General features: G+C 70.2%; 22 protein-coding genes. 13 read left to right on the top strand and 9 right to left on the bottom strand.

The window, feature by feature from the left end:
• Positions 1-186: 186 nt before the first annotated feature.
• From ABD798_RS12845 to clpX, 6 genes are all read left to right on the top strand, one after another.
• Entirely contained in the window at positions 187-2223 is a 2037-nt protein-coding gene (locus tag ABD798_RS12845) for a hydantoinase/oxoprolinase family protein (RefSeq protein WP_344874183.1), read from the top strand.
• Positions 2220-3893: a hydantoinase B/oxoprolinase family protein gene (locus tag ABD798_RS12840; RefSeq protein ID WP_344874181.1), complete on the top strand. Its 1674-nt coding sequence runs from the start codon at positions 2220-2222 to the stop codon at positions 3891-3893. The genes ABD798_RS12845 and ABD798_RS12840 overlap by 4 nt, the downstream gene beginning before the upstream one ends.
• Before the next feature lie 131 nt (positions 3894-4024).
• Positions 4025-5380 carry a hypothetical protein gene (locus ABD798_RS12835; protein ID WP_344874179.1) on the top strand — a complete coding sequence of 452 codons (1356 nt, stop codon included), beginning with the start codon at positions 4025-4027 and terminating at the stop codon, positions 5378-5380.
• Positions 5377-6468, top strand: coding sequence for a DUF917 domain-containing protein (locus tag ABD798_RS12830; RefSeq protein ID WP_344874177.1), 1092 nt, complete (start codon positions 5377-5379; stop codon positions 6466-6468). Before ABD798_RS12835 ends, ABD798_RS12830 begins: the two co-directional genes overlap by 4 nt.
• Complete coding sequence (locus tag ABD798_RS12825; protein ID WP_344874175.1) at positions 6465-7919, top strand: PucR family transcriptional regulator; 1455 nt, start codon at positions 6465-6467, stop codon at positions 7917-7919. The genes ABD798_RS12830 and ABD798_RS12825 overlap by 4 nt, the downstream gene beginning before the upstream one ends.
• A 212-nt stretch (positions 7920-8131) precedes the next feature.
• A complete protein-coding gene (gene clpX, locus ABD798_RS12820) occupies positions 8132-9319 on the top strand; it encodes an ATP-dependent Clp protease ATP-binding subunit ClpX (protein ID WP_425549211.1) in 1188 nt (395 codons plus the stop codon).
• Here the strand turns inward: clpX and ABD798_RS12815 are convergent.
• A complete protein-coding gene (locus ABD798_RS12815; protein ID WP_344874173.1) occupies positions 9264-10538 on the bottom strand; it encodes an AfsR/SARP family transcriptional regulator in 1275 nt (424 codons plus the stop codon). The genes clpX and ABD798_RS12815 overlap by 56 nt on opposite strands.
• Positions 10539-10545: 7 nt before the next feature.
• Positions 10546-11661, bottom strand: coding sequence for a hypothetical protein (locus tag ABD798_RS12810; RefSeq protein WP_344874171.1), 1116 nt, complete (start codon positions 11659-11661; stop codon positions 10546-10548).
• 171 nt (positions 11662-11832) lie between these two features.
• Between ABD798_RS12810 and ABD798_RS12805 the strand changes: the two genes are divergently transcribed.
• Positions 11833-12192: a hypothetical protein gene (locus ABD798_RS12805; protein ID WP_344874169.1), complete on the top strand. Its 360-nt coding sequence runs from the start codon at positions 11833-11835 to the stop codon at positions 12190-12192.
• A 116-nt stretch (positions 12193-12308) separates the two neighbouring features.
• A complete protein-coding gene (locus tag ABD798_RS12800; RefSeq protein WP_344874167.1) occupies positions 12309-12722 on the top strand; it encodes a hypothetical protein in 414 nt (137 codons plus the stop codon).
• Here ABD798_RS12800 and pip read toward each other — a convergent pair.
• Positions 12712-13647, bottom strand: coding sequence for a prolyl aminopeptidase (pip, locus tag ABD798_RS12795; protein ID WP_344874165.1), 936 nt, complete (start codon positions 13645-13647; stop codon positions 12712-12714). The two genes, ABD798_RS12800 and pip, sit on opposite strands and share 11 nt — an antisense overlap.
• Positions 13648-13759: 112 nt before the next feature.
• Here pip and ABD798_RS12790 point away from each other — a divergent pair, with 112 nt between their 5' ends.
• The 4 genes from ABD798_RS12790 (at position 13760) to ABD798_RS12775 (ending at position 16806) form a co-directional block, all read left to right on the top strand.
• Complete coding sequence (locus ABD798_RS12790) at positions 13760-14170, top strand: MarR family winged helix-turn-helix transcriptional regulator (RefSeq protein ID WP_344874398.1); 411 nt, start codon at positions 13760-13762, stop codon at positions 14168-14170.
• A complete protein-coding gene (locus tag ABD798_RS12785) occupies positions 14167-15405 on the top strand; it encodes an MFS transporter (protein WP_344874163.1) in 1239 nt (412 codons plus the stop codon). Before ABD798_RS12790 ends, ABD798_RS12785 begins: the two co-directional genes overlap by 4 nt.
• Before the next feature lie 9 nt (positions 15406-15414).
• Positions 15415-15891, top strand: coding sequence for a hypothetical protein (locus ABD798_RS12780; RefSeq protein WP_344874161.1), 477 nt, complete (start codon positions 15415-15417; stop codon positions 15889-15891).
• 66 nt (positions 15892-15957) lie between these two features.
• A complete protein-coding gene (locus ABD798_RS12775) occupies positions 15958-16806 on the top strand; it encodes a TIGR04222 domain-containing membrane protein (RefSeq protein WP_344874160.1) in 849 nt (282 codons plus the stop codon).
• Here ABD798_RS12775 and ABD798_RS12770 read toward each other — a convergent pair.
• The 4 genes from ABD798_RS12770 to ABD798_RS12755 all read right to left on the bottom strand — a co-directional run bounded on the left by ABD798_RS12770 (position 16803) and on the right by ABD798_RS12755 (position 20503).
• The gene (locus tag ABD798_RS12770; protein WP_344874158.1) at positions 16803-17363 is read right to left on the bottom strand and encodes a VOC family protein; all 561 of its coding nucleotides are present in this window, start codon (positions 17361-17363) and stop codon (positions 16803-16805) included. The genes ABD798_RS12775 and ABD798_RS12770 overlap by 4 nt on opposite strands.
• A gap of 10 nt (positions 17364-17373) precedes the next feature.
• The gene (locus tag ABD798_RS12765) at positions 17374-18594 is read right to left on the bottom strand and encodes an HNH endonuclease signature motif containing protein (protein WP_344874156.1); all 1221 of its coding nucleotides are present in this window, start codon (positions 18592-18594) and stop codon (positions 17374-17376) included.
• Positions 18595-19211: 617 nt separating this feature from the next.
• Positions 19212-19847 (bottom strand): fibronectin type III domain-containing protein, encoded by a 636-nt coding sequence (locus ABD798_RS12760; protein ID WP_344874154.1) that lies wholly within the window; start codon positions 19845-19847, stop codon positions 19212-19214.
• 59 nt (positions 19848-19906) lie between these two features.
• Positions 19907-20503: a hypothetical protein gene (locus ABD798_RS12755; protein WP_344874152.1), complete on the bottom strand. Its 597-nt coding sequence runs from the start codon at positions 20501-20503 to the stop codon at positions 19907-19909.
• A 112-nt stretch (positions 20504-20615) separates the two neighbouring features.
• Here ABD798_RS12755 and ABD798_RS12750 point away from each other — a divergent pair, with 112 nt between their 5' ends.
• A complete protein-coding gene (locus ABD798_RS12750; protein ID WP_344874150.1) occupies positions 20616-21518 on the top strand; it encodes an aldo/keto reductase in 903 nt (300 codons plus the stop codon).
• On the opposite strand, the gene ABD798_RS12745 is transcribed toward ABD798_RS12750, so the two are convergent.
• Positions 21498-22085 carry a DUF4291 domain-containing protein gene (locus tag ABD798_RS12745; protein ID WP_344874148.1) on the bottom strand — a complete coding sequence of 196 codons (588 nt, stop codon included), beginning with the start codon at positions 22083-22085 and terminating at the stop codon, positions 21498-21500. The two genes, ABD798_RS12750 and ABD798_RS12745, sit on opposite strands and share 21 nt — an antisense overlap.
• Positions 22086-22121: 36 nt before the next feature.
• Positions 22122-22955: an alpha/beta fold hydrolase gene (locus ABD798_RS12740; RefSeq protein ID WP_344874146.1), complete on the bottom strand. Its 834-nt coding sequence runs from the start codon at positions 22953-22955 to the stop codon at positions 22122-22124.
• Position 22956: the final 1 nt, after the last annotated feature.

The following is a 22956-nucleotide window of genomic DNA, read 5'->3' as shown; positions in this document are numbered from 1 at the left end:
CACCACTCCGGGAGTGGGCGTTGAGCACAGCGTGAGTCGGCCGCACTGTGCGGGCCGCTAGACATGGGATGTCTAGGTGTCATGTTCGAGGTTCGCCGCCCAGGTAGGCGCGATGCACTGCGCGGGCGCACCTGGCTGTCGTTCGTGCACAGAAGATCCATTCGGCCGCTGTCTACCCTCCGCGCCATGGGCGGAGCACGGGTCTCGATGGACATCGGCGGCACGTTCACCGACGTGGTCGTTTACGACGAAACGGGCAAGCGGTACCGGATCGGCAAGTACCCGACGACACCCGCCGATCTCGCCGAGGGCGTGCTGGAAGCGGTCTCCTCGGTGGTCGAGCGGCCCGCCGACATCTCGTTCCTGGTGCACGGGACGACCCAGGGGCTCAACAGCCTGTTGCAGCGGCGCGGCGTGCGCGTGCTGTTGCTGGCCTCGGCGGGTGCGCGCGACGTCTACCAGATCGCGCGCGGGCCTCGGACCAGGATGTACGACCTGCACTTCCGCAAGCCGGAGCCGCTGGTGCCGCGCCGCGACATCGCCGGGATCGGCGGCAGGCTGGACGCTTCCGGTGCCGAGCTGGAGCCGCTGGACGAGCGCGCCGTGCGCACCGCCGCCACGCGCTACCGGGACGAGGGCTTCGGCGGGATCGCGGTGGCCTACCTGTTCAGCCACCTCAACCCGGCGCACGAGCTGCGGACGCGGGAGATCTTGGCCGAGGAGCTGGGCGAGGACGTCGCGCTGTCGCTCTCGCACGAGACGGCCAACGAGTGGCGCGAGTACGAACGGACCTCCTCCGCAGTGGTGGAGTCCTACATCGGACCGGCCGTCCGCACGTACTTGGCAAGGCTCGGCAAGGAGTTGGCGCGACGGGGGACGAGCGTGCCGTTGCACGTGATGCAGTCTTCCGGAGGCATGATCACCGCGGAGTCGGCGCGGCGGCGGCCGTTGCAGACGCTGTTGTCGGGGCCGGTCGGCGGGACCATGGGCGGCGTCGCGCTCGCGCGGGCGATGGCGCGGCCGAACCTGATCTACGTGGACATGGGCGGCACGTCCTTCGACGTCTCGATGGTCGTGGACGGCAAGCCCGACGTGGCGCCGGAGGTGCGGCTGGACGGGCTGCCGATGCTGATGAGCGCGGTCAACATCCACACCGTCGGCGCCGGTGGCGGGTCGGTGGCGTGGGTGGAGGCGGGTGGTCTGCGGGTCGGTCCGCGGTCGGCGGGGGCGCGGCCCGGTCCTGCCTGCTACGGCGGCGGTGGGGAGCAGGCCACGGTCACCGACGCGAACCTGGTGCTCGGCCGGATCGAGCCGGAGTCCTTCGCGGGCGGGCGCGTCACGCTCCGCCCGGAGGCAGCGCACGAGGTCGTCACGGAGTTCGGCGGCGCGCTCGGGATGGACACGATCGCTGCTGCGGAAGGGATCTGCGCGGTGGCGAATGCGAAGATGGCGCAGGCGATCCGCACCATCACAGTGGCGCGCGGCATCGAGCCGAGGGACTTCGGACTGGTCGCTTTCGGTGGTGCGGGGCCGATGCACGCGGTGTTCCTCGCGCGCGAACTGGGCATCCGCGAGGTCGTGGTGCCGCGCTTCCCCGGGGCGTTCTCCGCGTGGGGCATGCTCCAGACCGAGATCCGCCGCGACCTCACCGAGCCGTACTACCGCCTGGACGCGGACGTGGACGGCGTCGAGCTGGCGAGCCGGCTGGTCGGGCTCGCCGAGCGCGGGCTGAGCGCGCTGGACAGCGAAGGCGTTCCTGAGGCTGCTCGGCGTGTTGAGCACGCGGTCGATCTTCGTTACGCAGCACAGGAATACGCGCTCACCGTGCCGTTGACGAGCGCCGACGAGCCCGTGCGGCCGGAGTTCCTCGACGTGATCGCGACGCGCTTCGGCAAGCTCCACGAGCAACGCCACGGGCACGCCAACCCGGGTGCTCCGGTGGAGTTCGTGGCGTTGCGCACCACCGTTTACGGCGACCTGGGCAAGCCGGACTCCGAGCGGCTGGCCACTGCTGAGGGGGAGTTCCCGCGCACCCGCCGCGCCGTGGTCTTCGACGGTGAAGCGGTCGAGTCGCTGATCGTTCAACGCGCGGATCTGCTTGCTGGACATGCCTTTCAAGGCCCAGCACTGGTGCTCGAAGCCACTGCGACGACCGTGGTCCCGCCGGGGTACGGGGTGCGCGTGGACGAACTCGGCTCGTTGGTGATCGAGGAGACAAGATGAGCATTGACCCGGTCACAGTCGAGATCATCCGCAACGCGCTCACCTCGGCGGCCGAGGACATGAACGCGATGCTCATCCGCTCCGCGTACACGCCGGTGATCTACGAGTGCGGTGACTGCGTCGTCGCCCTGCTCGACGCCGAGCACCGGGTGCTCGGCCAGTCGGCGGGGCTGCCGATCTTCCTGGGGAACCTGGAGGTCTGCACGCGCTTCACCGAGGAGCGCTTCGGCGCCGACGTGTGGCGGCCGGGGGACGTGTGGATTCTCAACGACTCCTACCTGGGTGGCACCCACCTCAACGACGTGACGGTGTTCGGGCCGGTCTTCACCGGCGGGCGCCTCGTCGGCTTCACCGCGACCAGGGCGCACTGGATCGACGTCGGCTCCAAGGACCCCGGCGGCTCGATGGACTCGGTGACGATCTTCCAGGAGGGCTTGCGCCTCGGCCCGCAGAAGCTGATCTCCGGCGGCGAGCCGGTGTACGGCGTGCTGGACACGGTGCGCACCAACGTGCGTTTCCCGTACCCGACGATGGGTGATCTCAACGCGATGACCGCGACCATCGAGATCGGTCAGCGGCGGCTCGCCGAGATCGTCGAGCGCTTCGGCGCGGAGGTGCTGCGCGCGGCGGCCGAGGAGATCTTCGACCAGACCGAGCGCCTGGAGTGCGCGGTGGTGCGCGAGATCCCGGACGGCGTCTACCGCGCGGAAGGCTTCCTGGACAACGACGGCATCGACCTGGAGACGCCGGTCGCGGTGCGGCTCAAGATCACTGTCTCCGGGGAGGACGTGGTCTTCGACGTCACCGAGTCCGCCGACCAGACCGTCGGGCCGGTCAACTGCGGTGTGGCGCAAGCGGTCTCGGCGTGCCGGGTCGGCTACAAGATGCTCGTCAGCCCGGACATCCCCGGCAACGGCGGCTCGTTCCGCCCGCTCACCGTCGAGGTGCGCGAGGGCTCGGTGTTCGGCGCGCAGGCTCCGGCCGCGTGCCAGTGGTACTTCTCCCACTTGGGCCTGCTAATCGACCTGGTCGCGCGAGCGTTGGCGCCCGCGATGCCGGAGCGCGTCGCTGCCGCCAGCCACGGCGATTCGATGATCGTGCAGTACGCCGGGGCCGATCCGCGCACCGGCCGCGACTACGTGAGCCTGGAGGCCACGCTCGGCGGGTGGGGCGCGTGGGACGGCGGCGACGGGGAGACCGCGCTGATCAACAACGTCAACGGCTCGCTGAAGGACATGCCGATCGAGGTCTTCGAGACGCGCTTTCCCTTGCGCGTCACGGAGTACGGAATCCGCACGGACTCCGGCGGGGCCGGGCGGTGGCGTGGTGGCAACGGTGTGGTCCGCGAGTACGTCGCGCTGGAGGACTGCTCGCTGTCGCTGTGGTTCGAGCGCTCCGTGACTCCCGCGTGGGGGCTCTTCGGCGGTGCGGGCGCGGTGGCTCCGGAGGTGGTCGTCAACCCCGGGCGGCAGGATGAACGGCGGTTGCTCAAGTGCAACGGCCTGCGCCTGCGCGCCGGCGACGTGGTGCGCTGCCTCACCGGCGGAGGCGGTGGCTACGGTCCCGCCGCCGAGCGTGACGTCCGCCTGGTCGACGCCGACCTGCTCGACGGGAACGTCAGCCCCGGCCACGCGCTCCGGCAGTACACCGCCCGCACTCCGCCCACCTAGCCCCGCACCTCCGCCGGGAGGGCGGGAGCCGGGGTTGGACTACTCAGGACGGTTGACAGCGGTTCGACAGGGGAGCCGCCACGGTGTATTGATCTCTGCCGGGAGCCGACGAACGGCCATCGGGGGAGTTCATGCGCATCGGGGTCCGGCTGGGCGCGTCCGGTGCCGAAGCCGCACTCGCGCACTCCGGCCAGGTGCTCGCCGCCGCGCGCCGTTCGGACGGGGGTTGGCGCGGCCTTCCCGCGCTCGTGCGCGAACTCGCCGCCGCCGCACCGTCCACAGTGGACTCCGTCGTCTGGAGCGTCACGGAGCTGTTCGAGCACGCCCTGCTGGCGGTCGGTCCACGAGCCCCTTCCCCGCCGCCGTTCACCGTCCTGCCCGCAGTGCCGGTCGCATCGCTGCTGGTCCTGCCGCGCGCGCCGCGAGCGCTCGCGCATCCTTCCGAGCTGGTGCGCTCCCTGGTGTCCTGGCGCGGAGCGGTCACCGGCGGACACGACCTCTTCGGCTCGGAGCTGGTTCCGGTCGACCTCGACGCGGCGGTGCGCGCGGCCACCGAGGCGCGCGCGGCGGGACTGGGCACGCTCACGATCACCGCGACCGGGGCCTCCAACAGCGTCGCGCACGAGGAAGCCATCGCGGCCCGGCTCCGCGAGGAGTTCCCTGACCTGCGCATCCGCCTCTCCGGTGACGCGGGCGGGCTCGGGCTGCTCGAACGCGACGCCACGACGATCATCAACGCCGCTCTGCTGACCACCGCCGAGGATCTGATCGAGCGCTGCGAGCGCGTGACGGCGGCGGTGCCCGGTTCGCCGAGCTGCTGGTTCGCCACCGGGGATGGTGGAAGGGTGTCGGCGAAGCGGCTGCGCTCGGTCCCGGTGCGCAGCCTCGGCTCGGACGCCGCGACCGTGCTGACCGGCTCCGCCGTGCTGACCCGCAGGCTGGACGCGCACGTGGTGCTCGCCGCGCGCGGGCTCATCTCGCTCGGCCGCGTGGACGCCGGGCTCCCCATGATCGCCCCCGACCTGGCGGGCAAGCTCAGCGTCCGCACGGTGAGCCCGATCCCGGTGCTCAACGTCCGGGGAAGTGCCGCCGAACCCGCGCTCGCCGCCGAGCTGCGCACGCTGGTCGGTCCGCGCGTGGTCGCCGCGTTCGACCGCGAGGGCACGGAGGTCGCCGACCGGTTGTGCGCCGACATCCCCGAGCTGGTGCCGATGCGCTCGGAGGCCAACGCCAGCGCGGTCGGCGCCGCGTGCAGCGAACCGAGCGCCTGGCTGGACATCGTGGTTCCCGCTGACACGCTGGAGGAACTCCAACGGCAGCAACACCTCGCCGAGCGCCAGGCCATGACCCTGGTCGCCGCCGCGGGCGCTCACCCCGGCAGCGAGCGCGTGATCAGCTCGGTCGCGACGGCGCTGGCGTTCCTGGGGCGCGACGTCTACCGGCTGCACGTGCGCGCGAGCAGCGAGCCGGAGGGGGAGCGGGCGTGATCACCGAGATCACCGTTGACGACCTGCCCGCGCTGGAAGCGGGCAGCCAGCTGACGTGTTCTTCCGCCGGCAGCACGCACTTCGACGGCGCGCTGGCCAACATCGCCGAACTGCTGCGCGAGCGCGGGCCGGTGCGCATGGTCGGCCTCGACGAGCTGGACGGCGACGCGCTGTGCGTGGCCATCGGGGCGATCGGAGGCTTCGGCCCGATGCTCGAACTGCCGCCCTCCGGCGACGAGGCGGTCGCCGCGGTGCGCGCGCTAGAAGCCCGGCTGGGCCGTCGTGTCGACGCGATCGTCTCGCTGAACGCCAGTGGCCCCAACGCTTTCGCGCCCGTGGCCGCCGCCTCTGCGCTCGGTCTGCCGCTGGTCGACTGCGACGGCATGGGGCGCGTTCTGCCGCTGGTGAGCCAGACCACCTACGCGCTGGCCGGGCTGCCGATCGGTCCGCTCGCCGCCGTCAGCCTCGCCGGGGATGTGATGGTGCTGGACACCTCCACCGCGCGCTCGGAGCTGCTGCTGCGCTCGGCGATGCAGGCCGCGGGCGGGTTCATGCTGTGCGCCACTTATCCGTCCACTGTGGACGAACTGGCGAAGTGCGCGATCCGGGGCTCGACCAGCAGGGTGGTGGAGGCGGGCAGGCTGCTGCTCGGCGCCCCCGACCGCGCCACGCTGCTGGCCGGGCTCGCTTCCGTTGCGGGAGCGCGGGTTCTGGGCGGCGGACGGGTCGTCGAGCTCGGCCACGCGACCAGGACCGTCGGAGCGCGGCAGTACCCGGCCGCGCCGACCAGCGTCGTGGTCGCAGAGCCTGGACCGGCCGGGCGGATGATCAGGCTGGAGGGCCAGAGCGAGATCTTCCTCGCGGTGGTCGACGGCGTGGTCAGCGCGGCCGTCCCGGACGTGCTGTGCCTGCTGGACCAGCGCGAACCGCACATCGTCGGCCTGGAGCGGGTCGCCGTCGGCAACGACGTGGACGTGCTCGTCATGCCCGCCGACCCGATGTGGCACAGCGGCGCCGGACTGGCGCTGGCCGGGCCGCGCGCGTTCGGCTTCCCGGTCGAGCACCCACGCGAGGAGGGCGCCAGGTGATCCGCAAGGACGTCGTCGAGCAGCTCAGCGTCGCCGAGCTGGTCCAGTTCGGGCCGCTCGGCCAGGCCAAGGTGTTCGCGGGGGAGGAGCTGGACCGCCAGGTCGCGGGCGTCGTCCTGGTCGCCGAGCTGGAGGAGATCCGGCAGTGCGAGCCGCACTCCGCCGTGGTGCTGCACGGCACCGCCGCGCAGGGCGCGTGGGCGTTGGAGTCCGCGCTGCGGTTGGCCTGGGAGCGCAACGCCTCCTGCGTGATCGCCCCCGCCGACATCGCCGTCGGCAACCCCACCGCGCAGCTCGCCGAGCGCCTCCGCGTGCCGCTGTTCGTGGTCGCCGACCCCGCGCGGCACGCGCTGGAGCTGTCCGCCGCCGTTGCCGACACCGATGCGGCGCGCGCACGGCTGACCGCGCGCTGCGCCGTGCTCTTCGGGGAACGCGGCACCCTCCGCGACATCGTCGGAGTGATCAACACCGAGGTCCCCGGCGTGCAGGTCGCGCTCATCGCCGAGGACGGGCACGTGCTCGCCGGGCGCGCCGCCGCTGATCAGGCCTCCGGAGAGCGTCGCGTCGAGGTGCACGTGCCCGGCCCCGACGGCCGACCGTGGGCGCGGTTGGTCGGACAGCTCGCCGCGTGGTCGCCGTCGTGGTCCCTGACCGTGCGCACGGTACTGGGCCTGGCGCGTGCTCCGCTGGCCGCGTGCGTCGGTCGCGCGTGGCTGCGCCCCGTGCAGCAGTCGGCGAGCGATCGCGTGCTGCTCAACCAGCTGCTCGGCGAGAACGGTGATGCCGAGGCGGCGCGTGCGGCCGGGTGGTCGGTCGACGGCACGCACATCGCGGTGTTCCTCCAGGTCCGCGAGGCCGCTGACCTGGAGGCGGCGGCGCCCCGGGTGATCGCGGCGTGGCAGGAGGCTTTCCCGCACCTGCCGCTGATCCCGCGCGGCGAGGGTTGGGTGAGCTGGTGGACCGGGGCGGAGGGGCCGTCCGCTCTCGCTTCGCTGCTCCGCCCGTACCTGTCGGCCACGCGTCCCTTGCAGCTCGCCGCGGGCGTTGGCCTTGCGGGAGAAGGAGTTCCTGGCTTGCGGCGCTCCGTCGACGAGGCCCGGCTCGCCGCTGCCGTCGCCGGTCGCCGTGACGGTGAGACCGTTGAGCTTTTCGGTGCTCTAGGTCCACGTGCCGTGCTCGCCTGCATTCCCGTGTCCGATGTCGCCGCCGCCGCGCGCGTCGCTCTGGCCGACCTGCTCGCGGCTCCGGACGCTGACGTGCTGCTCGCCGCGTTGGTCGCGCTGCTGGACTGCGCGGGTTCGACCGGCCAAGCCGCCGCTCGGCTCGGCGTGCACCGCAACACCGTGCTCAGCCGGATCGAACGCATTCGCGCGCGTGGCGTCGACCTCGACTCGCCCGAGCAACGCCTCGCCCTCCACCTCGCCTGCTACTCCCTGCTCAGCGCCCACTGACCCGCGCGCGGTGGCACTCCGCTCCCCGCGCTGCCGCCCGCGAGCCACCGCGTCGCCCGCGAACGCCTCGTTTGGTGCGCTGAGGGCACTGAACGGGTCGTTTAGTGCGCTCAACGCACCAAACGACCCGTTCAGGGCTAAGTGGACTTCGGGGGTGGGGCGGGGGGAGGTAGGCTGGATGATCTGAACATCTGGGCGCATCATCTCAGTGCGTGACTCAGGAGGCTGCCGTGCGTCAGGACCTGCCGAAATGCTCGTTCTGCGGCATGGGGCAGGAGCAGGTGCGCAGGCTCATCGCGGGGCCTGTGGGCGTCTACATCTGCGACGGCTGCGTCGGGCTGTGCACGGAGCTGGCCAACGAGGAGGAAGCCGCGCCCGTCCCGGAAGCGCGCCTGCTGAGGCCGCGTGAGCTGCGGGAGAAGCTCGACGAGTACGTGATCGGCCAGGACGAGGCCAAACGCGTTCTCTCGGTGGCGGTCTACAACCACTACAAGCGAGCCGGAGACAGCGGAGACACGGAGCTGGGCAAGTCGAACGTGCTGCTCATGGGGCCGACGGGCTGCGGCAAGACCTACCTCGCGCAGACGCTGGCGAAGCTGCTGGACGTGCCCTTCGCGCTGGTGGACGCGACCTCGCTGACCCAGGCGGGCTACGTGGGCGAGGACGTGGAGAACATCCTGCTCAAGCTCATCCAGGCGGCCGACTACGACATGGAGCGGGCCGAGCGCGGGATCGTCTACCTCGACGAGGTGGACAAGATCGGCCGCAAGAGCGAGGGCGCGTCGATCACCAGGGACGTCTCCGGTGAGGGCGTGCAGCAGGCGCTGCTGAAGATCCTGGAGGGCACGGTCGCGAGCGTGCCGCCGCAGGGTGGCCGCAAGCACCCGCACGAGGAATTTCTCAAGATCGACACGAAGAACGTGCTGTTCATCGCGGCGGGCGCTTTCCCCGGCCTGGAAAGGAAGACCGGCACCTCGATCGGGTTCGGGAGTGTCCGCCAAGAGCCGGAGAGCGACCGGCCGACCACGCGCGAGCTGGTCGACTTCGGGCTGATCCCGGAGTTCGTCGGCCGCCTGCCGGTCGTCACCTCGGTGCGGCCGATGGACCGGATGACGCTGACCCGCGTGCTGACCGAGCCGCGCAACGCGTTGGTGCGCCAGTACCGCGAGCTGTTCCGCTACGACGGAGTGGAGCTGGAGTTCGCCAGGGGCGCGCTCCCGGCGATCGCCGAGCGGGCGCTGAACCTGGGCACGGGCGCGAGGGCCGCGCGGGCGGTGCTGGAGGAACTGCTGCTGCCCGCGATGTACGAGGTGCCCAGCCGCGACGACGTGGCCAAGGTCCTCGTCACCCGAGACTGCGAAGTCGTCCTGGTTCCCCGGGAGCTGCGGGCGACTGGTTGACCGTCAGCACGACGCGCAGGTTCAGCTCAGCGTCGTCGGCGTCCAGCCAGGCCAGCTGCGCGGCGTACTCGCGCAGCTGCTTCGCCAGCTCCGCCAAAGGAGCCGCACCTGCGCGCGCGGTGATGATCCCGAGCGAGAGCGGCAGTCCGTCGCAGTAGCTCAACAGCTCGTTCACCGCCGCCGGTTCGGCCTGGACGCGTTGTGCGCCAAGGTGTTCGGTGATCAAGTCCCGCGCGTGGCGCTCGCCGAGCGGATCGAGCCGGAGCGGTTGTGCGCCGCCGACGGTGATCGCCTCCCGGCTCGTGACGAGCACGGTGCACGCGGGATCGTCGGGCAGGAACGGTTGCAACTGCGAGACTTCACGCGCGTTGTCCAGCACGAGCAGCATCCGCCCCTCGGACTCCGCAGGCTCAACGGAAGGCCCGCTGAGATCGACGTAGCGTTGCCCATCTGGAAAGCGATCCAGGTTGTCGTGCGCCCACCGCAGCGCGAGCCAGCTCTTGCCGACCCCGCGCCGCCCGTGCACGGACAGCGTGACGGCGCCCTCCTCGCGCTGGATCGCGAACCGCCGTTCGAGCGCGGCCAGCTCACCGCCCCGACCGACGAAACCCGTTGGTGCTTCAGGGAGTTCTCGCGGGACCGGGCCGGACGGTGCTGACCGCGAGCCGTAGAGCCCGAGCAGGACCTGACCGATCTGCCGCTCGTGCGCGGGGTCCTCGACCTCGCAGGACAGGAGGTTCGGCAGCAGGCCGCCGTGCCCGGCGTCGCGGAGCTGGACGTCGTTGTGGTCCAACGCGACGCTGAGCCGCTCGGCGAGCAGCGCGGTCCGCGCGTCATCAGCCCACGGGCTGTCCACTTCGGACAGTGGGGTTCCGCGCCACAGCGCCAGAGCGGCGCCCGGGTCCCGAGCAGCCAACGCGCGGAAGCGGTGCAGGTCGACGTCCTCCTCCGGCACGCTGAGCCGGTAGCCGTCGCCGGTGCGCTCGACCTCCACACCGGGCAGAGCCTCCCGCAGCCGCGAAGCGTAGGCGCGCAAGGTGTTCCCGGCCCTGGGCGGAGCATCGGGCCCCCACACGCGCTCGCTCAGCACGCGGAGCGGGACCACCTCGCCCAGCTCCACGAGCAGCACGGTGAGCATCGCCCGCGCGCGCCCGGCGGGCAGCTCGACGCGCCGCCCGTCCCGCAGCGCGAGCAGCTCGCCGAGCACTCCGAACCACACGCGCCCATTAGAGCAGGCGATCCTGCCGGGCGAGCGCCTCCTTGCGGACGCGGTCGAAGAACGCCTTGTCGCGGTCGGCGCGCTGCGGGGCCGGGGTGTTCGGCGGAGCGGCGTCGTCCTCGTACGCGCGGTAGAGCAGCCAGCAGCCCCTGATGCCGTCGAGCAGGTCCTCCAGCAGGTCGTGGGCGGGGCGCACGGGGTCCAGCGGCGTGATCCGGTCGGGCACCGTGGCCTCGAAGTCCTCGTCGTCGGCGCTGAGGTCCTCGCCGGCCTGCACGAGCATCACCATCAAGCCCTCGACATCGGGGATGCGACCGTCCGCCACGGCCATCGCGTCGCCGACCAGGTCCGTCACCACCTGGCGCGGGGTCTCGCCGTTGGCCAACCGCTCCAGCACCAGCGTCGGGGTGTCCACGGCCAGCGGCTCCAGGTCGTCGGCCTCGATCACCACCTCGGTCGGCGCGGTCTCGGCCATCTCGGCGGCGATCTCCGCGGCCACCTGGAGCCAGTGCGCGGCGGCCACCGACGCGGCCGTCGCGTCGACCTCGCTGAACAACGCCGTCGAGCCCAGCGGGTCGTTCTGCAGCAGCGCGTCCGCGGCGGCCACCTGCAACGGCGAGGCGTCCGCCCTGGTCAGGCGCACGGCCTGGCGGGCGCGCCCGGTGAGGTCGCCGCGCTCGGCCGCCTCGATGGCGGCCAGCTCCGCCTCCACCTCGGTGACCAGCTGCTCGGTCAGCCCGGCGTCGGAGATGCCGTGCAGTTCCCTGCCGACGCGGTGCGCCGACTCGATCACCGGGCTGTAGGACTCCAGCAGCATCCCGTCCTCGGGCAGGTTCGGCGAGCGGATCGCCTCCACCACGTCGGCCAGCGCCGCGCGCTCGTCGACGCGTTCCCAGCCCTCGCCCTCCAGGTCCAGCTCGGCGTCGTCCAGCGGGCTCGCGGGATGGGTGTAGGTCCGCCACGCCGCCCTGGAGAGCCCGTTGAGCACGTGCGTCAGCAACAGCGCCTGGTCGGTGGTGACCTTGTCGGGGAGGTCCGCGGCGGTGTGCGCGGTGTTGCCCAGGCCCGAGCTCCACATCGCCACCAGTGCGTGCCGGTCGGTGTCGACGCCGTAGTCCGTCATGACGACATCGTTGCGAAGATCGGGCGCGCGCGGGGGCAAACCGGCGATGGACACGCGGGTGGTGTTCGACGCGCTCCTGAGCAGCGTTCGGAGCCCTGTTCAGCGCCCTGTTCCGCACGACGTCACCGAACAACTGGATAGCGCCGTTATCACTCTGGTCTGCTCTCGATCATGACTACGACTCGCGCGGTCCCCCGCCCGGTGACCGCCGCCTCGACCCTCCTCTTCCTGCTCTCCGCGCTGGCGGCCTTCACGGCCGTGGTGTTCTTCGGCGGGGTGCTCGGGGGCGCACCGTGGGTGCTGGTGCCGTGCGTGGGTTCCTTCCTGCTCGCGGTGATGGGTTTCGTGGGCGCGGCGCACCTGAGGCGCGGGGCGAGGTGGGCCAGGGCGGTCGCGGTCGTGATCGCGATCCTGACGGTCCTCGTGACGAGGGGCGACGCGCTCTTGCCCTGGCTGGCCGGAGTCCTCGCCGTGCTGGTCGTCGGGTTGCTGGTGCTGCCGTCGGAGTCCCGCGAGTTCTTCAGGAGCTGAGCTTGTCGGGGGCGGCGGGTGTTCGCCGATCCCGTGACCTGCGTTCGGGGCCTTGTTCGGCACTACGTCGCCGAACGACTGGATAGCGCCGTTATCGCTCTGGTCTGCTCTTGATCATGACTACACCTCGCGCGGTCCCCGGCGCGGTGACCGCCACCGCGATCGTGCTCTTCGTGCTCTCCGGGCTGACGGTCTTCATGGCCGTGCTGTTCGGGCTCGGCGCCATGCTGAGCAGCGCGGTCTCCGAGCTGCCCCTCGTGGGCTTCTACACCACCAAGCTGACGCTGCTCGGCGTGAGCGGTGCCGCGCTGCTCGTCCCGTTGGCGCTGCTGGACATCGTGCTCGGGCTGTTCCTGATGCGCGGGGCGCGGTGGGCCCGGCTGATGACGATCGTGATCGCGGTCGTGCTGGTGCTCTCGTCGCTGTTCAGCGCGACCCCGCCGGTGATCCTGCTGTTCGTCGCCGTCGCCGGGGTGATCGTCGGACTGGTGACGCTGCCGTCGGCCTCCCGCGCGTTCTTCAGGGGCTGAACTCGTCGATGGCGGCGACGATCGCCTCGGTGGTGCCGGTGCCGTGCGCGCCGCGCTCGACGATCACCAGCTCGGAGCCCTCCCAGGCGTTGTGCAGCACCCACGGGTTGCCCGCGAGCGCGCTGAGGTCGAGCTGGCCGTGCACGATCACGCCGGGGATGTCCTTGAGCGCGTGAGCTTCGCGGGCCAGCTCGTCGTCCTCCACCCAGCAGCGGTTGCTGAAGTAGTGCGTGACGAGCCGGGCGAAGGCGAGCTGGAACCGCGGCTCCCACGGCTCGTGCTCGACGTCGCGGCCGGGCGGCACGGTGGCGATCGCGTCCTCCCACGCGCACCAGTCCTCGGCGGCCTTGCGGTGCACGGCGGGATCGGGGTCCATCAGCAGGCGGTGGTAGGCGGCGGAGATGTCCTCGCCGGGATCGGGCACTCCGGCGCGGAAGCGCTCGTAGGCTTCGGGGGCCAGGGCGCCGAAGCCGCGGATCAGCCACTCGATCTCGCTGTGCCTGCCGGTGGCCACGGCGGTGATGACCATCTCGGAGACGCGCTCCGGGTGGCGCAGCGCGTAGGTCACCGACAGCACCGCACCCCAGGAACCGCCGAACACCAACCACTTCTCGATGCCGAGGTGCTCGCGCAGCTGCTCCATGTCGCGGAGCAGGTGGTCGGTGGTGTTGGCGGAGAGGTCCACGACCGGCTCGCTCGCGTGCGGGGCGCTGCGCCCGCAGTTGCGCTGGTCGAACAGGACGACGCGGTAGACCTCTGGGTCGAAGTACGTGCGGTGACGTGGGCGGCAACCGCTGCCGGGGCCGCCGTGCACGACGACCGCGGGCTTGCCGTTCGGGTTGCCGCAGACCTCCCAGTACACGTGGTGGCCGTCGCCGACGTCGAGCATGCCGTGGTCGTACGGCTCGATCTCGGGGTGGCTCACGACGTCCTCCACACTATGTAACAGCACTAATATAAGTGCTGTTACGATAGCTCCCGTGACCGATCCGACCAAGCACAGCAGGTGGCGCCCGTTGCGACTCGTGCTCGCGGCGATGGACGACGACATCGGCCGCCTGTACACCGATCGCGGGATCGACGGGGTCCGCCCGCGCTACGTGATGCCGCTGATCCGGCTCGGCCACTCCGGTCCGATGACGATCCGCGCGCTCGCCGAGGACTTGGACGTCACGCACTCCGCGATGAGTCAGACGGTCTCCGCGTTGCGCCGCGAAGGCCTGGTCACGAGTGTGCCCGGGGCCGACGCGCGGACACGGCAGGTCCAGCTGACCGAGCGCGCCAAGGAGCTGGTTCCCTTCCTCGAAGCCGAATGGCGTGCCACTGAGCGCGCCGTCGCGGAGCTGGAGGAGGAGATGCCTTACGCGCTCAGCCAGGCCGTCCGCGACATCGAGAAGGCCCTGGCGAAGCGATCCTTCCGCGACCGCATCGAAAGGCACCTCGAATGAAGCTGTTCATCGACGTCCGCCCGCTGCGCGCCAGCCCCGAGTTCCGGCGGTTGTGGATCGGCGGCACGGCCTCGGTGCTGGGCGGGCAGCTCACGGTGGTCGCCGTGCTCACGCAGGTGTGGCAGCTGACGCAGAGCACCGTCGCGGTCGGCGCGATCGGCATCGCCAATGCCGTGCCGATGGTCGTGTTCGGCCTGATCGGCGGCACGCTCGCGGACACCGTCGATCGCCGCAGGCTGGTGCTGTTCACCACGATCGGCCAGATCGTCACGGCAGGTCTGCTTGCCACACAAGCACTTCTGGGCTTCCAGTCGCTCGCGGTCGTGCTCGGGCTCGTCTGCCTCCAGGGCACGTTCAGCGGGCTCGGTGCCCCGGCGCGCCGGACCTTCGCCGCGCGCCTGCTGCCGGAACACCTGGTGCGCGCCGGGATCGCGTTGATCCACATCAGCTTCCAGGCGTCCATGCTGGTCGGCCCGGCGCTCGCGGGCCTGATCACGGCGCAGTGGGGGGTCGCCACCTGCTACGTGATCGACGCGGTCACCTTCACCATCGGCCTGTACGGCGTGGTCAGGCTGCCGTCGATGCTCCCTTCGCGGCCCGAGGGTTCGTCACGCCCGGGACCGCGCGCGATCGGCGAGGGCATGCGGTTCCTCGCCGGGCAGCCGGTGGTGCGCGGCGCGCTGCTGACCGATGTGATCGCGACGGTGCTCGCCATGCCGATCGCGTTGTTCCCCGCCATCGCCGCCGAGCGCTTCGGCCGCCCGGAAGCCTTGGGGCTGTTCATGTCCGCCATCGCTGTCGGCGGCATCGCGGCGAGCGCGCTGTCCGGCGTTGTCACGCGCGCTGCGCGCCCGGGTGCCGTGATGCTCGCCGCCGCAGGGGTGTGGGGTGTCGGGCTGGCCGGATTCGGCCTGGCACAACCACTGTGGCTCGGCATCGCGTGCCTGGTCATCGCGGGTGCTGCCGACACGATCTCGGTGATCTCGCGTGGAGCGATCGTGCAGATCGCCACGCCCGACGCCTTCCGCGGCCGTGTCGGAGCCGTCGAGCACATCATCGGCGTCTCCGGCCCCGACGTCGGCAACTTCCGGGGCGGGCTCGTCGCCGGGGTCAGCTCTCCGGCGTTCGCGCTGGTGTCCGGCGGGGCGCTCTGCGTCGTGGGCGTCGCCCACCTCGCCGGCCGGAACAAGGCGTTGCGGCGGTTCAGCACGGCCACCGTCCCGGCGCCGCAGTAGCCTTCGGTCATGCGCATGTTCTCGCTCGTGCTCGCCGGTGTCGCCCTGCTCGCGGCCTGTGGTGACGGTGGCGCGGCCGGATCGGCCTGTCCCGCGCTCGCCGCTCGTTCCGGGCTCGGCATCGACATCGAGCCGCCCTTGGCCGCCAAGGTCGCGAAGGCTTCGGTGAACGGCAAGGACGTCCACCTCGACGACTCCACCAAGGCCGTTCCCACCCCGTGCGACAGCAAGGACCCGAACGGCGCGTGCGGTGCCAGCATGGTGCCCACCGGCGGGAAGAACGGCTTCCTCGACATGGCCGACCTGAAGCTGGCACCGATGAAGGTCAGCGTCCGGCTCACCGACGCCGCCGGTGCGGTGGTCGTCGAGAAGGACATCGAGGTCACGCCGAAGCAGGTCTTCCCGCACGGCCCCGAGTGCGGTGGGGGACAGCCGCAGGCGGGCGTGATCGTCGCCGCCGACGGCACCCTGCGCGCACGCCCCTGAGCGCCTCGGCCGGTCGGTTTCGCGGTTCCGGTCCCGGCGCTGTCCGCGTCCGCTACGGTGCTGCCCGTGTTGGAGATCCTGTGGTTCGCACTGTTCGCCTTGGACGTGGTGCTGCTCGTTCGACTGCGCCGCAGGATTCGCTCGCGTCCGTCCACTTCGGACTTCGAGCTGTCGGCCTCTGAGGCGGCGTTCCTGTTCGGCCAGCAGGACCGCGTCGTCGAGACGGCTGTCGCCAAGCTCATCCGGGACGGTCACATCCGTGCCACCCGCTCCGTCGGCTTGGTCCGCGTCGAGGGCGCTCAGTCCTCCGATCCCGTCGAGGCCACCGTGTTGTCGGGCTTGGGTGCGCCCATGTCGGTCAACGCCATCGTCAAGGCGCACCGCGGCTCAGAGAAGGTCCTGTCCGTCGGCGAGGAGCTGGCCGATCTCGGTCTGTGCACCACCGACCGCGATCGGGCTTCTGTCAAGGAGTTCTACGGGCACCTGGTGATCCTCGCCCTGCTGTGGGTTCCGATCACTCTCACGTCCACCATCAGCGGTCCGGGTCTGTTGGTCGCCGTCGTGCTCGTGCTCTACGCCGTCTCGATCCGTTCCGGCGTCTCACCTCTGACCAAGGCGGGCGAGGACACGGTGGCCGGAATCCGCTCTGGTTCTGTGAAGGTGCCGGGCTTCGACGACCTCACTGTCGCGGATGTCGCGATGCGTGGTTTCCGCTTCTACCCGGACGCTGAGGCGCGTGATGCCGCGTACAACGGCCGCCCTCCGTCTCGGCGCGCGCGGAGTTCCTGCGGTGGCGGCTGTTCGTCGTCGTGCTCTTCTTCGTCCTGCTCGTCCTCCTCCTCGTGTTCTTCGTCTTCTTCGTGTTCGTCCTCGTCTTGTTCATCGTCTTCGTCGTCGTGTTCGAGCAGCAGCTAGCTGAGGCGCTTCCATGACACGTCACCTTGCGCTCGCTCGACTCCGAGGTCGACGTGGATGTGGTTCCGCAAGCTGTCCACATCGGCCGTGCGAAGGAACTCCAGGTACGGCCCTTCGCTCGCCCGCAGCCTCGCGAAGTCGTCGTTCACTTCGTGCACGTCCCACCCCGTTGCGCCGCCCCACTTTTCGGCCATGGCACGCGGGTTTTCGCAGTTGACCACCACCGCTGCGATCGGCCCGGTGTCCTGGTAGACCGGTCGGGGCTCCAGTACGCAGAAGAGGTTTCCCTCCGGATCGGCGAGAACTGTCCACGGCACGTCACCCTGGCCCACGTCCGCGTCGGTCGCGCCGAGTTCTTTGAGGCGCGCCACCAGTTCCGCCTGATGCTCCGCTGAGGTCGTCGCGAGGTCCAGGTGCACTCGCCCGTTCACCGTCTCCGGGTTCGGCTCCGCGATGACGTCGATGCCGAGTTCGTGCCCGAGCGCTTCAGCCCAGAACCGGCTGAGCAATACGTTGTCCCTGGCCAGAATGTTCACTTGGAAGTGTCGCAGCGCCACGCGTCGAACCTTACCCGTGCTCCGCGAGGTCGAGTTCGATTCTGATGTTGCGCAGGGGTTTCTGGTCCGGGTCGACCCAGCGTGGCGGGATGAAGGTCGGCAACCCTTGCTCGAAGACGATGTCCCACCCCTGTTGGTGCATCACATGATGGTGGTGCGTGCAGAGCAGGACCATGTTGTCGAGGTCGGTGGGTCCGCCGTCGAGCCAGTGCACGACGTGGTGGGCTTCCGTCCACGCCGGGGGCCGATCGCATCCGGGGAAGGCGCATCCTTTGTCCCGCACCGCCAACGCGGTCCGCATCCCCGGCGAGGCGGTCCTCTTCGACCGTCCGAGGTTCAACGGCACGTTCTTGCCGTTGAGTACGGCGGGGACGATGTTGGCGTCGCAGGCCATTTCGCGGATGAGGTGGGCGGAGAGGGGCCCGCCCCAGGAGGTGTCGCCGAACCCGATCGCGGTGAGCAGGGCGTGGTAGGGGATCGTGATGATGATCTGCGGCCTCTGTCCGCCGTTGCTCGGCAGCTCCCTGGTCGCGAGGGCGATTTTCATGGCTTCGGTGAGGCTGTCGGCGTAGCGTTGTTCGGGGGTGCGGGTGTCTTCCCCGCTGCGAGGGCTGGCCAACGCGTGCAACGCCGCTTCCACGGCGGCGCCTTCGACGGGCGGGAGGATGCCGGTGAAGTGCAACCACCCGTTGTGGTCTTTCCCCATCTTCACCGACCGTTGAGCGATGTTCTCCTGCTCGTCCCGATACGCCCCCTCCGGGTCGAGTTGAGTGCGGATGCGTTTGCCCACATACATCAACTGACGCGGATTCAACAGGGACGCGTGCTTCACCAGGGCTTCCTCGGCCTCAACAGCACGATCCTCGGGGATCTTCGCCACCGCATCCGAGATCGTCAACACGTGCTTCGGACTGATCGTCCCGGCATACATCGCTTCCTTCGCCAACGGCAGCGACGGGAGTTCCCGCACAAGACGACTGCGACGCTGGGCATCCTCAGGCGGCAGTTTCAACGCCGTCCGCAGCAACACCGTCAGATCCTTACACCCCTGATCCGCATACAACCCCTGGGACTGAGCCTCAGTGGCGAGATCGGTACTCGCGGCCACGGCGAGGGTGGCGATCTTCTCGAAGTCGCGTAGCTCATCCAACAGCGGATCGCCGGTGAACCGGTAGGTGTCTCCGCGCGCGAGGTAGCGTTTCAAAAGAGCGATAATGGCCTTGGCACTCAACAGAATCCCCCCTCTTTCGACTCCTCTCTATTGTCTCAAATTCGAAGATCGAGATCCTGTCCCCATAGAGTGAATTCCCTTGAGCCACAACGGTTTTGTTCGTCGACTCCGTCGACATCACCACAGAAACCACAACGAAACCGCCAGGCGCCTGCGAAACCGGGTCGGCTTTACCTGGGGTGCGCGTGCCATACGCTTGCTTGCGTGGGCCGGTGATCCTTCACCGTGCCCGTCCGGCCCATGACGGCACGCGCAAGGGGCCCCCAGGTCAAGCCGACCCCACGCAGCAACCCCCGCGCCCCACGCACCCAACCCAACCTGGAAGCGCAGCCGTACCCCGCTGGAAAGAGCTCAAGGCTCTAGCTGTTCCCCGACCTGGAAGCCCAGCCGTCCCGACCTGGAAGCCCAGCCGTCCCGACCGGGAAGTTCAGCCGTCCCCGACCGGGAAGCGCAGCCGTCCCCGAGCTGGAAGTTCAGCCGTTCCCCTGCTGGAAGTTCAGCCGTACCCCACCAGGAAGCCCAGCCGTCCCCGACCGGGAAACCCAGCCGTACCCCACCCAAAAACCCCACCCAAAAACCCAGCCATCCCCCCAAACCCCAACTACACCACCAAAACCTCAACCGCCCGTAACCAGCCGCACCACGTTCGACACCTCCCCCGAGTAGTAAGCCCGGACGCGGTACTCCGCCACCTTCTCCTCCTCCAACGTCACCAGTCCGAACGAGTTCACGTCGGCGTCCAGCACCGCAGCCACTCGGAACTCCGCAGCTCCCTCGGCGCGGACCTCCACCAGATACCCCTCTTCATCCGACGCGTTGTCCGTCCATGTGAACAGAATCCCGTTGGCGTGCTTGACTTCCGCGCGGAGATCCGTCGGAGCGGCGCCGGGAGACCGGACAGCCCCGGAGAGCACCACGCGCGGTGGAGCCCACGAGTGGTCAGCCGACTCGTCGAAATCGCCAGGCGGCAAGGAAACGGGGACCAACCCCGAAACAGGGCCGTGGATCGTCCGGAGGCGGTAGTAGAACGGAGTCCTGGGCATCAGGTCGGGATGCTTGTACGTGTTCTGGCTCGGCGGCGCGAACTGGAGAACGGTGTACGGGCCATCAGGCGAAGTCGCGAACTCGACGGCGCGCATGGCTGAGCCGCGCCACTCCAGGGCGATGTCGTTGGGGGACAGCATCTCCGCTCGAAGTGCGGGTGAACATCCGGTGAGCAGAAGTGCTGACAGGGCAAGGAGAACTCGCAACACGGGCACCACCTGGCGCGGAGGGCGGCGGCCCCGCAGCGGGACCGCCGCGTCGGGAAGGGTTACTTGCGCCAGAACCCGATGTTGCTCCACGTCACGGTGGCGGGGCCGTTGCCGCTGTTGGTGCGGTACGCGCCGAACTTGTCGTAGAAGCTGCCGCCGGGGCTGGAGGTCCGGTGCCGCAGCGAACCGTTGACGTAGGTGCGGTGTTCGCTGCCGACCTGGTGCACGGTGTTGACGCGCACCGTGGTGCCGACGGTGGCTCCGCTGGCGACGGTGTCACCGCCGTGCACGGCGTAGAGCCGGCCGCCGCGCTCCACGGCGAGCATGAAGAACGGGCCGCTGGCTGATTCGTGGAACGTCTGCTTGAGGCTGATCCGGGTACCACCCATGCTGGTGATCCGGAACGAGCCCTCGAACTGGCGGGTACCGCCGGTGTAGGTCGCGTAGCGCCGTTCGGCGCGCTGGTCTCCGCTCGCGGTGGAGCACGACAGCGAGAAGGTGAGCCCGCTGACGCTGCCGCACCCCCTCTCCTGCACGGTGAACGAGGGCGAGTGGGACGTCCATCCGCCCGGCTCGACCTCGGCTCCCGCGGTGCCCGGCGCGAGCAGTAGCAGTCCGCCGACGAGCGCGGCCCCGGTCAGTGCGCGTGGCCTCATCGCCATCACCAAACCTCCGGTGTGAAGCAGGGAACGCGGCGGTCCGGCAAGGGTGACAGCCGATCGCGAATGTGACAAGCATTCACGTATGTGGACAACTAGGCTGGTCGGCATGCTCGACCGCATCGGACTCGGCCTGGCCGCGCTCGGCCGCCCCGCCTACATCAACCTCGGCCGCGAGGACGCCCTGCCGCGAGAGCGCACGGTCGAGGCGATGCGCCTGGCGTGCTGGGAGGTGCTCGACGCGGCCCACGCGCGCGGGGTCCGCTGGGTGGACGCGGCGCGCTCCTACGGCCGCTCCGAGGAGTTCCTGGCCGGGTGGCTGGCGGACCGCGCGATCACCGACGTGACGGTGTCGAGCAAGTGGGGCTACGCCTACGTGGCCGACTGGCGCCCGGACGCCGAGGTGCACGAGGTCAAGGAGCACTCCCTCGCCCGCTTCACCGCTCAGTGGGCGCAAACCCAAGCGCTGCTTGGCAATCAGGTCGGTTACTACCAGGTCCACTCACTCACACCGGACAGCCCGCTGTTCACCGACGAGCCGCTGCTCGAAGCACTCGCCGCGCTCGCGGAGTCCGGGGTGCGCGTCGGCTTCTCCACCTCCGGCCCCGCGCAGGCCGCGACGGTGGAACGCGCGCTGGAGCTGGGGATCTTCACTGTCGTCCAGTCCACGTGGAACGTTCTCGAACCGTCGGTCGGCCCCGCGCTGAGGCAGGCCCACGAAGCCGGAGCGCAGGTGCTGCTCAAGGAAACCGTGGCCAACGGCAGGCTCATTGCGAACCCGCCCGCCCGCATCGCCGAGCTGGCCCAGCGCCACGGAGTCGGCCCGGACGCCATCGCGATCGCGGCGGCGCTGGCTCAGCCGTGGGCCGACACCGTCCTCAGTGGAGCCGCGAGCACCCAGCAGCTCGACGACAACCTCCGCGCGCTCGACGTCGACATGGAGGATCTGAGCGACCTCGCCGAGCCCGCGGAGCAGTACTGGGCGACGCGCTCACGCCTGATCTGGAACTAGGTGGCTCAGCGCGGCCGGATACGGCTCCTCGACCGGGAGGAGTTCCCGCGCCGCGTCGTGGCTCCCCTCCCGGACGAGGCCGTGCACACGACGGGCCAGCCCGGTGACGTCGGTGATCGACACGATCCACTCGTCGGCATACCGCTGAGCAGCCTCGCCGCCGAGTCCTAGCTGCAAGGCGCGGTGCGGGAGCGGATTGAGCCCGAGGTCGCGCTCCGGGTCCCACTGGACGCGCGCGTGCGAGCGCCGCAACTGCCGCTGCCAGTCGGCGCGGGACTCGTGCAGGCCGTGCTGGTAGTGGGAAAGGCAGGCGTTGGCCAGCGCCCAGTCGAAGCCGTCGCGCGTGATCTCCACCGCCAGCACAACCTCCTGTCCCTCCTTGCTCGCCCAGCCGCAGCGGTACATCATCCAGAGGAACGAGGGCTTGATCCACGTCATCCGATCGCGCTTCCACACCTCCGGGAAGCGACCGTCTCGGGCAGCGGGAAGACCGATCAGCGGCGAGTACGCCTGGTAGACCGTGATCGTCGACGGCGTGTGCGCCGCGCGGATCTCGTGCTGGAACATGCGCTCAGGATGGACGGCACCGGAAACTCGTACCAGCTAATTTCCCAGGAACCCCCGCACTGCCTCAGCCACCGGGTCAGGGTTCTCGACGTGCAGGTGGTGCCCGCCCGCGAGTCTCACCTTGGTCAAGTTGGGCACGGCGGCGAGCCTGCCGGGGTAGTAGTCCTCGCGCAGTGCGGTCCGCTCGGCCTCGACGAACAGCACGGGCGCGGTGATGGCGCCGAGGTAAGCGCGCACCTGCTCCTCGGTGAAGGTCATGGTGAACGGGTGGCGGAGCCGGTTGTCGCTGCGCCAGGAGAAGCCGCCCGGAACTTCCCGCAGATCGCGCTCCAACAACAGAGAAGCGGTGTCGAGCAGGATGTCGGCGAGCTGCACACGCGCCTTCAACGCCTGCGAACGGGTGCGGTAGACGGGCGCGGGCTCGTCGGCGAGGTAGGCGGACAGGTAGCGGCCGACGCTCTCCCGCCCGACCTCCGGAGAGGCCGACAGCGGGCCGATTGCATCGATCAACACCAAACGTTCCACCAGCGACGGTGCCGCGCCCGCGATGAGCGCGGACAGCGCGCCACCGAGCGAGTGCCCGATGAGCTGGAGCCGCTGCCAGCCCTGGACGCGCGCGAGTTCGAGCACGCACGCGACGTAGTCCAGGTACTGGCAGGTCGGTGACGGGACCGGGTCGGAAAGGCCGTGCCCCGGCAGGTCGATGGTGACCAGCTCGAAGCCGTCGAGCCGCGAAGCCATCGGCGTGAAGCTCGCGCAGTTGTCCAGCCAGCCGTGCAGGCACAGCACAGGCAGTCCGCCCGGCGAGCCGAAGCGCCTGCCCCGCACCGTGATCCCAGCGCGAGGCAGGCGGATCTCGATCTCCTCCACG

The organism is Allokutzneria multivorans, assembly GCF_039537405.1.
GTDB lineage: Bacteria > Actinomycetota > Actinomycetes > Mycobacteriales > Pseudonocardiaceae > Allokutzneria > Allokutzneria multivorans.
This window is presented reverse-complemented; position numbering and strand designations above follow the sequence as displayed.